The following is a 13,336-nucleotide window of genomic DNA, read 5'->3' on the forward strand; positions in this document are numbered from 1 at the left end:
TCCCGCGTCGGTTTCTATAATCGGCGCGGGAGGTATCTGCGATTTGATTGGAAATAGTGTGCTGGACTTTCACAGAATTCAACGTTTGCCGCCTTATGTTTTCGAACAGGTCAACCGTTTGAAAGCAAGCGCGCGAGCGGGCGGCGCCGATATCATTGATCTCGGCATGGGAAACCCTGACCTTCCGACTCCCCAGTCGATCGTCGACAAGCTGTGCGAGGTCGTGCAGGATCCGCGCACCCACCGTTATTCCTCCTCCAAGGGCATTCCGGGGCTGCGCCGTGCCCAGGCCGCCTATTATGCCCGCCGCTTCGGCGTCAAGCTCAACCCGGATACCCAGGTGGTCGCCACCTTGGGCTCCAAGGAAGGCTTCGCCAACATGGCGCAGGCGATCACCGCGCCTGGCGACGTCATCCTCTGCCCGAATCCGACCTATCCGATCCACGCCTTCGGTTTCCTGATGGCGGGCGGCGTGATCCGCTCCATGTCGGTTGAGCCGGATGAGAGCTTTTTCCCGCCGCTGGAGCGGGCGGTCCGGCATTCGATCCCGAAGCCGCTGGCGCTGATCCTCAACTATCCGTCGAACCCGACGGCCCTCGTCGCGACGCTCGATTTCTATAAGGACGTCGTCGCCTTCGCCAAGAAGCATGACATCATCGTGCTTTCCGACCTTGCCTATTCCGAGATCTACTTCGACGGCGCTCCGCCGCCATCGGTTCTCGAAGTGCCGGGTGCAATGGATGTGACGGTCGAATTCACCTCGATGTCGAAGACCTTTTCCATGCCCGGCTGGCGCATGGGCTTTGCCGTCGGCAACGAGCGGCTGATCGCGGCGCTCACCCGCGTCAAGTCCTATCTCGACTACGGCGCCTTCACGCCGATCCAGGTGGCCGCGACCCATGCGCTGAACGGCGACGGTTCCGACATTGCGGAGGTTCGCAACGTCTACAAGCGTCGTCGCGACGTCATGGTCGAAAGCTTCGGCAAGGCCGGCTTCGACGTGCCGCCGCCGGCCGCCACCATGTTCGCCTGGGCGAAGATCCCGGAAAAGTTCCGTCATCTCGGTTCGCTGGAGTTTTCCAAGCTGCTGGTCGAGAAGGCCGACGTCGCCGTTGCACCGGGTATCGGCTTCGGCGAAATGGGCGACGACTACGTCCGTCTGGCGCTCGTCGAGAACGAACACCGCATCCGCCAGGCTGCGCGCAACATCAAACGCTGGCTTAGCGGCGACGAGAAATTTGAAATCAACGTAATGAATCAGTGAAAGGATACCCGATGCCAATCTTCGGATCATGCCAATGCAAAGCGGTTACGTACCAGGTTCAGGAAATTGATGGACCCATGTGGAATTGCTTCTGTCAAACATGCCGGAAGTCACACGCCGCTGATCACAATACCGCTGCGAAGGTGAAAAGCGAGCACTTCAAGATCCTTACAGGCCAAGATACGCTTCATAGCTTCGAATCGACGCCTGGAAAGCTGCGGTGGTTTTGTTCGGTATGTGGCTCGCACGTTTATGCGGAGCGGCCGGCCAGCCCGGAGCTCAAAGTCGTTAGAGCCGGCACGTTCGATACCGATCCTGGAAGTGTGCCGATGTCAAACGTATGGGTATCGCATGCGGCACCTTGGCTCGCCCATGATCCATCGAAGGCAAGCTCACCAGAGTTCCCGTAAGTGACCGGGATACTACCTGTCGTAACTGAGGTGGAGCCACGGCGACCGTATATCAAGCGGCAACGCCTCATTCCGTGTCCAGGAGGTTCTAACGCAAACGTGCTGGGTCGGTAAAAGCGGCAGGGATTGCAGACAGTAGGTGCGTTTGCACGGCGAGCCCACCCATTGAGAGAATAAAGTCGTACGAGACAGAAGACTTCTGCGAAGCAATCCAGCCTTCGAGGTTGGGAAATTACGGGTTGTGAGGGCTCAGGACACCGCAGGACTATTTTTGCCCCCACGGGTCCTCAACGACCTCCATTGCGGTGTGAGTGAAAATTGTAAGATTGTCTTATGCGAGAATGTTGGGAGTCCTGTGACATGAAAGTTGTTGTGATAACGGGGAATTTATCGCGCCCCTCGAAAACCCGGGCCGTAGCAGACTTCATGGTGGATCGGGTGCGCGCGTCCGGCAACGAAGCAAGCTGCTGGGACCTTGTCGACCTTCATCCGCACCTTGGGGCAACAGTGTTGCCCTCCAGCGCCGCTGAGATTGTTAAAGCGGCACTCAACGATATTTTGGCTAGTGACGTGCTAGTTGTTGGTAGTCCGGTCTACAAAGCATCTCTTACACTGGGTTGCTGAAGCATTTATTCGACCTTGTCGACATGAAAGCGCTTAAGGGCCGCTATGTGATCCCTTTTGCAACCGGTAAAGCATCGAGTCACAAGCCGCTCGTCGAAGCCTCGATGGAAGCCTTATTCGACTTTTTCGAAGCGCAAATACATAGCCGTTTCATTTTCGCTCTCGATGAAGATTTTCAGAACGATGCTCTTTCTGAGAACCTGCGCGCGCTTGTCGACAGAGAGCTCGATGCCGCGCGTCGCGCCGTCAGCCCATAATAAGGAGGAGGATTCCATGTCTTTTTCGAGCATAGATGAGGCGATCGAGGCGATCGAAGCGGGCGAGATGGTTATCGTGGTCGACGACGAAAACCGGGAGAATGAAGGCGACCTAGTCGTTGCTGCCGAAAAAATAACAGCTGAGCACATCGCTTTCATGATGAAATATGCGAGAGGCCTTATCTGCGTGCCACTTCCAGCCGAACGTCTCGACAAACTCGAGATCCCCCTGATGGTCACACGTAATTCGGACTCACTGCAGACGGCATTTACCGTTTCCGTCGATTGCAAACACGGCACAACGACAGGGATTTCAGCCGAAGATCGAGCAGCAACCGTCAAGTCGCTCATCGATCCGCAGACGCGGCCGGAAGACTTATCGCGACCGGGTCACATTTTTCCTTTGCGTGCAAATCGTCTCGGTGTCCTGGGCCGTCCTGGCCACACCGAAGCTGCCGTGGATCTTGCACGACTTGCCGGCCTGGCGCCGGCTGGCGTAATCTGCGAGATCGCCAATGACGACGGAACCATGTCTCGACTGCCAGATCTCGAGAAGTTCGCAATCGAACATGGCCTGCACATAGTAACGATCGACGCTTTGATTGAGTACTGCAGGAGTCGTGATACGAGGGTAAAGCGTTACGCGCAGTCCTTTATGCCAACGCGGTTTGGGGATTTCAAGGCAATTGCTTATCGCGATAGTTTGACGGGAACGGAACACTTAGCTTTGACACTTGGCGAGTTGTGCGAGAAGGAAGACGTTCTGGTACGGGTGCATTCTGAATGTCTGACAGGTGAGGCGTTCCGGTCCATGCGATGCGACTGCGGTCAACAGCTCGAAATGGCTCTTCGGGCGGTCCAGTTAGCGGGCGCTGGTTGCGTGATCTACATGCGTGGGCAAGAGGGGCGTGGCATTGGCTTAGGAAACAAAATTGCGGCTTACAGCCTGCAGGATCATGGTCGTGATACTCTTGAGGCAAATCGGGAACTCGGCTTCGCATCTGATTCCCGCGAATATAACGCAGCGGCGGATATCATCCGCGACCTCGGTATCGGCAGCGTTCGGCTTCTGACCAACAATCCTACAAAAATAGAGGCGCTGCGAACGTCAGGCGTCATCGTGTCGTCTCGCCAGAGTCTGATCGCCGCATCTAGCGCGTCCAACATCACTTATCTTAAGACAAAGCGCGATCGGTTTGGCCACCTGTTGGACCAGGACACGTCAGCTGAACACGTCGGCCGGAACAACGTCTTTTCAGTGTTTGGCGCGCAGGTGTTCTCTGGACCCCTTGGATAACGGAGCCGCCCTCGCCACTTACCTGCCGGTGATTGTAGGGGGCCGCCTTTGACCGGCAGAGTCCTAGAGTCTGTCAGTGACCTGCCACCGAACTTTCATCCAGCAGCGATTAGAGCCCCGGCGGTTTTGAATACGCCAAGTGGCGCGGTGTGAGCAACCGGCGGAAACGCGAAGCTTTCATCTCGCGCAGCGTTGGAGCCGGTTGCGGCAATGGTATCGGCATAGCTTGCCGGGGTCTGGTATCCGAGCGATGAGTGCGGCCGGAAGTGGTTGTAATCGTCGGCCCATTCAGCAATGGCGCTTCGGGCATGGTCGAGGCCGAAGAACAGGCTTTCGTTGAGCAGCTCGTCGCGCATGCGCCCGTTGAAACTCTCGACATAGCCATTCTGCATCGGCTTTCCCGGCGCGATGTAGTGCCACTCGACCTTATGATCTTTTGACCAGGCAAGGATAGCATTCGAAGTGAGTTCCGTGCCGTTGTCGGAGACGATCATCCCCGGTTTGCCGCGCCGTTCGATCAGCGTCGTCAGTTCGCGAGCGACGCGACGACCGGAGATCGAGGTGTCCGGGATCGCCGCCAGGCATTCGCGCGTCACGTCATCGACGATGTTGAGCACGCGAAACCTCCTTCCGCAAGCGAACTGGTCGTGAACGAAATCCAGCGACCAGCGGGCATTGGCCTTCGCTTCGACCAGGATCGGTGCACGCGTGCCGACAGCACGCCGCCGGGCTTTGCGCTTGCGAACGGAAAGCCCTTCCTCGCGATAGAGCCGGTAGATGCGATTGACGCCGGACGGCTCTCCTTCCCGTCGAAGCAGGACGAACAGTCGCCGATAGCCGAAACGCCGACGCTCGTTTGCAAGGTCACGCAGCTTTGCCCGCAGCGCCACCTCCGGCGGTCGGCAGGACCGATAACGCACCGTCTTGCGGTCGGCGGATATGATCTGGCAGGCCCGCCGCTCCGAAAGACCCATCACGGCCTTCAGATGCGTGACGGCTTCACGCTTGGCGGCAGGCCCTACCATTTTTTTGAAAGTAGCTCGCGGAGTGCTGCTGCGTCCAGCATCTGCTCGGCGAGCAGCTTCTTCAGCTTGGCATTCTCATCTTCAAGCGCCTTCAGCCGCTTGGCCTCAGAGATTTCCATGCCGCCGTATTTGGCTTTCCAGTTGTAAAACGTCGCTTCTGAAATTCCGTGCTTGCGGCAAAGGTCGGCGGCCTTCGCACCAGCCTCCTGCTCCTTCAGCACCGCAATAATCTGCTCTTCGGTAAATCTCTGCTTCTTCATTCGTCCGTCCTTTGATGGGCCGGACTCTAATCAATTCTGGAGGAAATTCGCAGTGGCAGGTCATCAGCGCTAATCGGAATCGTGCGGAGATTCCCTTGTCTTTGATTTTGTGATTCAAGGTCATTGCTGGTGTGGAGGCCAGCGATGATGGTGCGACCTCTTTCTCTGGATTTGCGAACGCGCATTGCTACAGCGTTGAATGATGGCATGACGGTTCGCGCCGCAGCGGAGCGGTTCGGCATATCGGCTGCGACAGCGGTACGGATCGGACAGCTCGATCGTTCAGGTAAAGGCCTGGCGCCGGCGAAGATCGGCGGCTATGTCAAACCGACACTGAGGGGTGCGGCCGCCGACGCCGTGCGTCAGCGGCTACAAGTCAAGTCCGACTGGACGGTGCGCGCACTGTCGGCGGACCTGAAGGCTGCGGGGATCAACGTGTCTCACGACACCGTCTGGCGCTTTCTGCGCAGCGAAGGCAAGACCTTCAAAAAAAACGCTGGTGGCAAGCGAGCAAGACCGCCCGAAGGTGGCCCGGTTCCGGATGCGGTGGAAGACCCATCAGCATCGGCTTGATCCGGACCGTCTCGTCTTCATCGACGAGACCTGGGTCAAGACCAATATGACACGCACCTGCGGATGGTGTCAGCGGGGAGAGCCCCTCATTGCAGAAGTCCCTCATGTCATTGGAAGACACTGACCTTCCTGGCCGGCTTACGCCGCGATAGCATCGTTGCCCCCTTCGTCCTCGATGGTCCCATCAATGGCATCGCTTTCACCGCATGGGTTCGGCAATGTCTGGTCCCGACACTCAAAGCCGGTGACATCGTCATCCTCGACAATCTCGGAAGCCACAAAGGAAAGCCGGCCCGCGATGCGATCCGAGATGTCGGTGCACATCTCTTCTTCCTGCCGCCCTACAGCCCCGACCTCAATCCCATCGAGATGATGTTCGCAAAGCTCAAGACACTCGTCAGAAAGGCAGACGAACGAACCGTTGAAACAACATGGAGACGCATTGGAGAACTCTTGAAGACGTTCAGTCCCCAAGAGTGCTCCAACTACCTCAGACATGCAGGGTATGGTTCAAAATAAACCTGACAGACTCTAGAGCTTTTGCGTGGGCCCTGCCAGGCGTCTTGAGCACGGCTGTTCCGACGGATCGCATTTAATCGCGGTCCGTCTTGTCTTTCGAAAAGTCTCGCAAAACTAATGCTTCATGCGAAGGATCGGCTTAATGACTTTGCCGCTCTCGGAATCAGCCATCGCCTCGTTGATCTGGTCGAGGTCATAGAACTGAACCAGTTTGTCGAACGGGAAAAGTCCCTGCTGCCAATACTCGATCAACTGCGGGACGAACTCGGACGGAACGCTTTGTCCTTCGACAACGCCGATCAATGTGCGGCCGAAAAGGAAGTTCCCGATATCGATCGTGCCTTCAGTGCCGAGAGCGGACGAGCCAACGAGACCGCATGTTCCCGGCGTACCAAGGCAGTCGACTGCCTGACGGAAAACTCGCGGCGAACTCGTGCATTCCAAGCTGAAATCAACGCCTGCGGGGACGATCTTCCTGATCGCGGCAACGCTGTCCAATCTGCGGGCATTTATCGTGTGCGTCGCCCCGAGTTCGCGCGAAAGTTCCAGCCGTTCATCGTTCAAGTCGATCACGATGATGGTCGCGCATCCGGCGATTTTCGCGGCCATCGTAGCCGCCATGCCAACCGCACCAGCACCGAACACTGCTATTGACGAGCCGGGCTTCGGCTTGAGGCAATTCAGTACCGCGCCAGCACCGGTCTGAAGCCCGCACCCGAGCGGTCCGATCAACTCGAGTGGAACATCCTTTGCAACCTTCACGGCGTTTCGTTCGCTGGCGATGGCGTAGGTTGCAAATGACGACTGCTCGAAGAAGCAGCCACTAATCTGTTTCCCGTGAGAATCATGGATCGGGCAGGTGCCATCCGGACGAGTGCCGCGGAAATTGCGACCGAAGAAGTCCTCGCAGTAGAAAGGTGTACCGGAAAGGCACTTTTCGCACTTGCCGCAATAGGCGTAGCTCAAAGCAACGTGATCACCGGGCACAAGATCTTTAACTGCGCTCCCGACGGCCTCGACGACGCCAGAGCCTTCGTGTCCCAACACAACAGGTTGAGGTACGTCATATCCCTGGTCCCTGACCACCAGGTCGGTATGACATACCCCCGATGCGACGATGCGGACCAAAATCTCGTCTGCACGAGGTTCCTCAATCCCTATGCACTCCAAGATCAAGGGCTTCGCCTTTTCGCGCGAGACCGCCGCATATGCCTGCTTCATGTAACTGTCCTCCAAGGCTCACAACGCAATTCGCGCGAACGTACTCATCGTCAGACAATCAGTCAATAATTACTCTATAAATTAGATCAGTTCAACCGGAGCAGGGCTGCATTTTTGCAAAGTCACGAGTGAACGCTGATTTGAAGTGATCAAAGGGTTCCGATGCATGTTCGAAAGGGAGCATGCGTCTTGTCCCGCTTTGGGCTGAAAGATCGGCAGACGAAAATTTAGTAGCAACGTGTGAGGCGAGCCGGATGGCGTCGCTTGCCGACGTCGAGCCGGTTCTGAAGGCTATCGACAGCTTCGAGACACCGGTATTGCCAAGTTCAACCGACTACAAACGATGCTACTGCCAGCCAGGCTTAACAGACAGTACCAACCAGGACGTTAGTCTTCTCGATGATCGAGAGGTCCGACGCGATCCGGTATACAGTTGGCGCGGCGGTCGGTGACTCAATAGCGAGCGTATCCTGGATCGTGAGGCGTTCGATGCCCTGCTTTAGTGACCTGATCGTATTCCCGTGGGCCACCACAAGAACCGATTTCCCTCTCAACAAGGGGGGGAACACTTCGCTTATCAAAAAGGGCAGAACCCTCGCGCTTATGTCCCGTATGCTTTCTCCCCCAGGTGGTGGAGTGCTGTACGAGCGGCGCCAAACCTGGACAACATCCTGGCCCCACCGCTCACGTGCCACGTTCTTGTTGATGCCGGTGAGCTGTCCGTAGTCGCGTTCGTTCAACTCGGTTCTCCTGATTGGCTCCAGCAGATCGCCGTTGGTTTCGTTCAAAATCGCTCTGCAAGTGTCGACTGTGCGCAAGAGGGCAGAGCTAAACGCAATATCGAACGAGATGCCGAGGTTCGCGAGCAGTGAGCCGGCTCGCCTGCTCTCAGACCAGCCCTCCTGTGTGAGCGGAACGTCGCTCGTACCCGTGAACTCCCCGCGCGCGTTCCCTTCGCTTTGGCCATGCCGGACAATCACCAGAGTGGACATTCATAACCCTCCCATCGATTTAGCGAACACGAATATTGTCGCACTATCGGACAATCCGTCAAGTGCGACTATGTGCAAGTGAAAACAAAACGATGTCGAAAAAAACAAACGTCGAAGTTTATATTTATTGACAGATTGTCTGATAGTTCATACCAATGCACTCCGCCGTATTGAGGAGAGTCCGGCACGGCTTGGGAAGGCAAGGCTCTCGCCTTAACAGACAATGCCGCCCAGAGCGGCCGGAGGAGGAATTTTCATGAAGAGACGTACATTTCTACAAGCGAGCGGCGCAATTGCTGTAGCCGGCACGTTCGGAATGCCGGGGATTCTTCGCGCCGACGACGCGATCAGTCTCCTACCTGACACTTGGCCCTCCGAAGGCGCCAACCCAATTGTCGACGCGGGTAAGTTCAAGAAGTCAGGCCCGTGGAAGATCGGACACAGCCACTACGGCCTCGCTGGTTCAACGCATACCTACCAGACGGCGTTTGAAGCCGAATATGAAGTAAAAAAGAACAAGGATCGGATCGCTGATTACCAGTTCCGGAGCGCTGATCTCAATGCCTCCAAACAAGTTGCCGATATCGAGGATCTGATCGCCCAGAAGGTCGATGCGATCATCATCGCACCGCTAACCACCGGTTCCGCCGTCGAGGGCATCAAGAAGGCAAAGGCTGCTGGCATTCCAACCGTAGTCTATCTCGGACGCGTCGACACCGAGGAGTTTACGGTTCAGGTCCAGGGCGACGACTTCTATTTCGGGCGCGTGATGGCTCAGTTCCTCGTCGACAAGCTTGGCAACAAGGGCAAGGTATGGGTTCTGCGTGGCGTCGCCGGGCATCCCATCGATGCAGATCGTTATGCAGGCGCCATGGAAGTCTTCAGCAAGTCTGGACTTCAGATCACGTCGACCCAGCACGGAAGCTGGTCTTATGAGGACTCAAAGAAGATCGCCGAAAGCTTGTATCTCTCCGACCCCGATGTCGCGGGCATCTGGACCGATGGAGCCAACATGTCTCTTGGCGTTTTGGATGCCTTGCAGGAGGCTGGCGCCTCAACGATCCCCCCAATCACGGGCGAAGCACTTAACGGCTGGATGCGTCGTTGGAATGACGAAAAACTTTCCTCGATCGGTCCGATTTGCCCACCCGCTCTGTCTACTGCCGCGCTACGGGCCGCCTTCGCCTTGCTGGATGGGAAGCCGATTCAGCGTAACTGGACGAACCGCCCCAAGCCGATCACCGACGAGACGCTCTCCCAGTTCTATCGCGCAGATCTCACTGATGCGTACTGGGCGCCGACCGAAATGCCGAACGAAAAGCTCCTTGATTATTTCAAGGCTTGATGAACTACGGGCACGATCACTCGTGCCCGTATCCCTGTCGAAGATGGAAATTCCCATGAGCACGCTTGTCGAGATGGTCGGCATCAACAAATCGTTTGGTTTCACGAAAGTCCTTTCGGACGTTCGCTTTTCCCTGGAACGTGGCTCCGTGCACGCTCTGATGGGGGAAAACGGCGCGGGGAAGTCCACCCTGATGCGTATTCTGGCGGGGGTATATCAGCCGGGCGCAGGAAGTGTTCGGCTCCGCGGGGAGGAAGTCAATTTCCGTTCCCCTAAGGAGGCACGGTTGGCGGGAGTGTCGACGGTGTTTCAGGAGTTTACCCTGATCCCCAATCTCACCGTTGCTGAGAACATGTTCCTGGGCCACGAACCTCGTCGCATTGACGGTTCGATCGATAGCGTCGAGGTAGTGAAACGCGCTCGCGCTTTGCTGGCTGACGTATTTCCACAGCTCGACGCAACCGCGATCGTCGAGACACTGACTGTCGCGCAGCAGCAGGCAGTAGAGATCGCGAAGGGACTTACGTCGAACGCGGACGTATTCATCTTCGACGAGCCAACGGCGGCGTTGAACTCGACCGATGTCGCGCATCTTTTCAAGGTTATCCGCGACCTTAAGGCTCAACATAAGGCTGTCGTCTACATCTCTCATCGCATGAATGAAGTCTTCGAACTATGCGACACCATCACCGTCATGAAAGATGGCGCTTGGGTAAGGACTGCAAGAGCGGAGGACTTCAACTTGCAAACGCTGGTAGCGACAATGGTTGGTCGCGAACTTCAGAACTTCTTTCCGCCGCGCTCGCAGGCCACCGGAGCGGCAATGCTGGAGGTTTCGGACTTGCGCCTCGACGACAGCAGCTCGACAGTCACTTTCGTTGTCAGAAAAGGTGAAATCATCGGGCTGGCAGGGCTCGAAGGACAGGGCCAGCGAGAGATAATGCGTGCCATTGTGGGCGTTGAATCGCCAAAGGCCATCGCCGTGTGGCGTGCCGGCCCCGACAACAGCATGCATGTGGTGAATGTAGGGTCAGGGTTCGCTCGCGCGGTCGCATCAGGAATCGGTTTTATCCCTGAGGACAGGAAGCAGGAAGGGCTGTTCCTGCGCCTGCCTATCTACGACAACATCGCGCTGGGAAAACAGCTCAATCGGAATATGGCAAGCGTTGCGTGGCGATCGGTGTCGAAGGTCCGCGAGGTGATCAAGTCGTTACGAGTTGCGGCCGCCGATCCCAATGCGCCCGTAGGTAAACTCTCGGGCGGGAATCAGCAGAAGGTGCTGCTGGGCCGCTGGTTGCTCTCCGGAGTGGACATCCTCGTTATTGAGGAGCCCACGCGCGGCGTCGACGTCGGTGCAAAGGCAGAGATTTACAGATTGCTGCGGGACTTCAGTGATCGTGGCGGTGCTGTCGTGGTTTCGTCGCGCGAGCACGCTGAGCTTATAGGGCTCTGCGACAGCATTTTGGTCGTTCATGACAGGAAGATCGTCGGGCAGATGTCCGCAGAGGGGGCGACCGAGGAAAGAATCCTCGAGACTGCGCTGGGGGCGAGTGCGTCACCGGATCCCCGTGCTGCGGTGCATTGAGGAGGATAACTTATGAATTCATTTGCCAGTCGCCTGAAGCTCCCTTATCGCGCGGGAGCGATCGGGCTTTCCATTGGAACGCTCCTGGTGATGGTTGTCGCCTCGGTAATATTATTGCCGGACTTCATGGATCCGGAGAATTTGTCTAATCTCCTGGCGCAATCGACGGTGCTCGTCATCTCGGCTCTCGGTCAGACGTTCGTCATTCTCACTGGCGGCCTCGACGTGTCGGTTGGGTCCGTCATCAGTCTAACGACGACGATCATGACGCTTGATCTTCCTGAGATAACCCGCGTGCTTATCTGCATCGCGGTGGCGATGGGGTTCGGAGTAGCGAACGGTTACGGTGTCGCGCGCCTCAATGTACATCCAATCATCATGACGCTGACAACAATGGGCATCGGCCAAGGTATCGCGTTGATCATTTTGCCAATCCCAGGTGGGCGCGTTCCGGAGTGGCTTTCCGGCTCGGTAGCCGGATCCATCGGCCCCGTACCTAACTCATTGTTTTGGTTGATCACGGCATCGCTCTTCGCATCCTGGATTCTCTATCGTCGTCCCTTCGGCCTCTACCTCTTCGCTTCCGGCGGCAATGACTTCAACGCACGGATGAACGGTGTTCCCGTCGAGCGCACCATCATCAAAGCGTATGTTCTTTCCGCTCTATTCGCATGCGCTGCGGGGATGTTTCTTGCAGGTCGCCTTGCATCGGGTGATCCTAAGGGCGGCGCTTCATTCGGGATTGAGTCTGTAACGGCTGCAGCATTGGGTGGGGTCCACCTCGCCGGGGGCATCGGAAGCATTGTGGGAACCGTCGTTGGCGCGGCGATCCTCGGGACAGTGAATAATGTGATGAATCTGGCCAACGTCTCTGCATTTCTTCAGTCGGTCGTCAAGGGTGTGTTGCTTCTCGTACTCGTCGTTTCGCAGCGACGCAAAACAATCGGACTTTGAAAGAGATGGACTTCTCGATGACCACATCAGACTCGAAAACTGAAGCACCATCTCGCTTATTGAGGGGTAAGAGCGCCATTTCGTGGATACTCGGGCTACCGCCCGCATACTATGTGCTCGCAATCCTGGTTGCGGTTGCTCCAGCAGTGAGCGCCACGCTCATAAATCCCAACTACTGGTTTGTAATCCTCAAGCAGTCAGCGCCGCTCGGGATCGCGGTGCTCGCCCAGTCGCTTGTCATGCGGGTGCGATCCATCGATCTCTCTGTCAGCGGTATTTTCGCGTTCGCGATTTATCTGGCCAGCTCGGGCCAGCTCAACAACTATCCACCGCTAATGACCGTCCTCATGCCTGTTGTGATTGGGCTAGCTGTGGGGGGTGTAAACGGAATACTCGTAGCATACGTGCGCGCTTCTGCCGTTATCTCCACACTAAGTGTTTCGGCCATTCTGATTGGGATCGTCCAATACATGAGCGCCGGCCGCGCGCCCGGTTCAACGCCAAGCTGGCTTCGAATACTTACGAGCGGCAATATCCACGGCCTTTCCTATTCCGTGGTCCTGTGGATCGTCATCGCCGCCCTGATTTCTATCGCATTTCGCTTTCTCATCGTCGGGCGTTACTTCAGGGCCGTCGGCGACAATCCGAGGGCGGCGGAAACTACAGGAATTCCGTTGGCACGTACGATTTTTGTCTCGCACACGCTCGCGGGCGCCCTGACAGGCATCGCGGCCCTGGTCCAGGTATCCGCGTTGGCGGTCGGCACCATCAAGCCAGGCTTCGACACCTTCATGAATGCGCTCGCCGCCACGATCCTCGGCGGTGTGACGTTCGGCGTCGACCGGGGCGGCGTCGCCGGGCCGTTCGTTGCCGTCGTTGCCTTCAGCTTCCTGTTCGCGATGCTGACCGTCTTCGGCATCCAGGAGCCGGGCAAGCTTATCGTCCAGGGCGTGATCATTGCATTTGCCGCAATCATCTACGGTGCGCGCGCGGGTCGCGTCTAGTCCGTC

12 protein-coding genes and 1 pseudogene are annotated in these 13,336 nt (G+C 57.0%); 10 read left to right on the top strand and 3 right to left on the bottom strand.

Features of this window, described 5'->3' with window-relative positions:
* Window positions 1-46 precede the first annotated feature (46 nt).
* From Tal182_RS25165 to Tal182_RS25180, 5 genes are all read left to right on the top strand, one after another.
* Window positions 47-1,264, top strand: a complete 1,218-nt coding sequence (locus tag Tal182_RS25165) for an LL-diaminopimelate aminotransferase (protein ID WP_026188837.1) — start codon at window positions 47-49, stop codon at window positions 1,262-1,264.
* Between the two features lie 11 nt (window positions 1,265-1,275).
* Window positions 1,276-1,674 carry a GFA family protein gene (locus tag Tal182_RS25170; protein WP_009987854.1) on the top strand — a complete coding sequence of 133 codons (399 nt, stop codon included), beginning with the start codon at window positions 1,276-1,278 and terminating at the stop codon, window positions 1,672-1,674.
* 360 nt (window positions 1,675-2,034) lie between these two features.
* A complete protein-coding gene (locus Tal182_RS32910) occupies window positions 2,035-2,298 on the top strand; it encodes an NAD(P)H-dependent oxidoreductase (protein ID WP_245344892.1) in 264 nt (87 codons plus the stop codon).
* 23 nt (window positions 2,299-2,321) lie between these two features.
* Window positions 2,322-2,555, top strand: coding sequence for a hypothetical protein (locus Tal182_RS32915; protein WP_245344893.1), 234 nt, complete (start codon window positions 2,322-2,324; stop codon window positions 2,553-2,555).
* A 16-nt stretch (window positions 2,556-2,571) separates the two neighbouring features.
* A complete protein-coding gene (locus Tal182_RS25180; RefSeq protein WP_037145498.1) occupies window positions 2,572-3,852 on the top strand; it encodes a bifunctional 3,4-dihydroxy-2-butanone-4-phosphate synthase/GTP cyclohydrolase II in 1,281 nt (426 codons plus the stop codon).
* A gap of 95 nt (window positions 3,853-3,947) precedes the next feature.
* On the opposite strand, the gene Tal182_RS25185 is transcribed toward Tal182_RS25180, so the two are convergent.
* Window positions 3,948-5,137 (bottom strand): IS3 family transposase gene (locus tag Tal182_RS25185; protein WP_094299120.1). Its coding sequence is split into 2 segments (ribosomal slippage): window positions 3,948-4,885 and window positions 4,885-5,137, totalling 1,191 coding nucleotides; the frame shifts between segments, so codons are not numbered across the junction.
* Window positions 5,138-5,284: 147 nt separating this feature from the next.
* Between Tal182_RS25185 and Tal182_RS25190 the strand changes: the two are divergent.
* Window positions 5,285-6,229 (top strand): annotated as a pseudogene (locus Tal182_RS25190) (IS630 family transposase).
* 114 nt (window positions 6,230-6,343) lie between these two features.
* Here the strand turns inward: Tal182_RS25190 and Tal182_RS25195 are convergent.
* Window positions 6,344-7,450: an NAD(P)-dependent alcohol dehydrogenase gene (locus Tal182_RS25195; protein ID WP_016737436.1), complete on the bottom strand. Its 1,107-nt coding sequence runs from the start codon at window positions 7,448-7,450 to the stop codon at window positions 6,344-6,346.
* A 362-nt stretch (window positions 7,451-7,812) separates the two neighbouring features.
* A complete protein-coding gene (locus Tal182_RS25200; RefSeq protein WP_008534389.1) occupies window positions 7,813-8,442 on the bottom strand; it encodes a 2,3-bisphosphoglycerate-dependent phosphoglycerate mutase in 630 nt (209 codons plus the stop codon).
* Window positions 8,443-8,698: 256 nt separating this feature from the next.
* Here Tal182_RS25200 and Tal182_RS25205 point away from each other — a divergent pair, with 256 nt between their 5' ends.
* The 4 genes from Tal182_RS25205 to Tal182_RS25220 are packed head-to-tail and all read left to right on the top strand — an operon-like array spanning window position 8,699 to window position 13,330.
* Window positions 8,699-9,787 carry a substrate-binding domain-containing protein gene (locus Tal182_RS25205; protein ID WP_016737437.1) on the top strand — a complete coding sequence of 363 codons (1,089 nt, stop codon included), beginning with the start codon at window positions 8,699-8,701 and terminating at the stop codon, window positions 9,785-9,787.
* 55 nt (window positions 9,788-9,842) lie between these two features.
* On the top strand, window positions 9,843-11,372 hold the full coding sequence (locus Tal182_RS25210; RefSeq protein ID WP_016737438.1) for a sugar ABC transporter ATP-binding protein: 1,530 nt from the start codon (window positions 9,843-9,845) through the stop codon (window positions 11,370-11,372).
* Window positions 11,373-11,384: 12 nt separating this feature from the next.
* Entirely contained in the window at window positions 11,385-12,326 is a 942-nt protein-coding gene (locus Tal182_RS25215; protein ID WP_004671512.1) for an ABC transporter permease, read from the top strand.
* Between the two features lie 5 nt (window positions 12,327-12,331).
* Window positions 12,332-13,330 carry an ABC transporter permease gene (locus Tal182_RS25220; protein ID WP_029532395.1) on the top strand — a complete coding sequence of 333 codons (999 nt, stop codon included), beginning with the start codon at window positions 12,332-12,334 and terminating at the stop codon, window positions 13,328-13,330.
* Window positions 13,331-13,336 lie beyond the last annotated feature (6 nt).

This window comes from Rhizobium sp. TAL182 (assembly GCF_002117725.1).
GTDB lineage: Bacteria > Pseudomonadota > Alphaproteobacteria > Rhizobiales > Rhizobiaceae > Rhizobium > Rhizobium esperanzae.

Coding starts and splice junctions, on each gene's coding strand:
- Tal182_RS32910 (WP_245344892.1), top strand. CDS start 2,035: ATGAAAGTTGTTGTGATAACGGGGAATTTATCGCGCCCCTCGAAAACC.
- Tal182_RS25180 (WP_037145498.1), top strand. CDS start 2,572: ATGTCTTTTTCGAGCATAGATGAGGCGATCGAGGCGATCGAAGCGGGC.
- Tal182_RS32915 (WP_245344893.1), top strand. CDS start 2,322: ATGAAAGCGCTTAAGGGCCGCTATGTGATCCCTTTTGCAACCGGTAAA.
- Tal182_RS25215 (WP_004671512.1), top strand. CDS start 11,385: ATGAATTCATTTGCCAGTCGCCTGAAGCTCCCTTATCGCGCGGGAGCG.
- Tal182_RS25220 (WP_029532395.1), top strand. CDS start 12,332: ATGGACTTCTCGATGACCACATCAGACTCGAAAACTGAAGCACCATCT.
- Tal182_RS25200 (WP_008534389.1), bottom strand. CDS start 8,442: ATGTCCACTCTGGTGATTGTCCGGCATGGCCAAAGCGAAGGGAACGCG.
- Tal182_RS25205 (WP_016737437.1), top strand. CDS start 8,699: ATGAAGAGACGTACATTTCTACAAGCGAGCGGCGCAATTGCTGTAGCC.
- Tal182_RS25195 (WP_016737436.1), bottom strand. CDS start 7,450: ATGAAGCAGGCATATGCGGCGGTCTCGCGCGAAAAGGCGAAGCCCTTG.
- Tal182_RS25170 (WP_009987854.1), top strand. CDS start 1,276: ATGCCAATCTTCGGATCATGCCAATGCAAAGCGGTTACGTACCAGGTT.
- Tal182_RS25210 (WP_016737438.1), top strand. CDS start 9,843: ATGAGCACGCTTGTCGAGATGGTCGGCATCAACAAATCGTTTGGTTTC.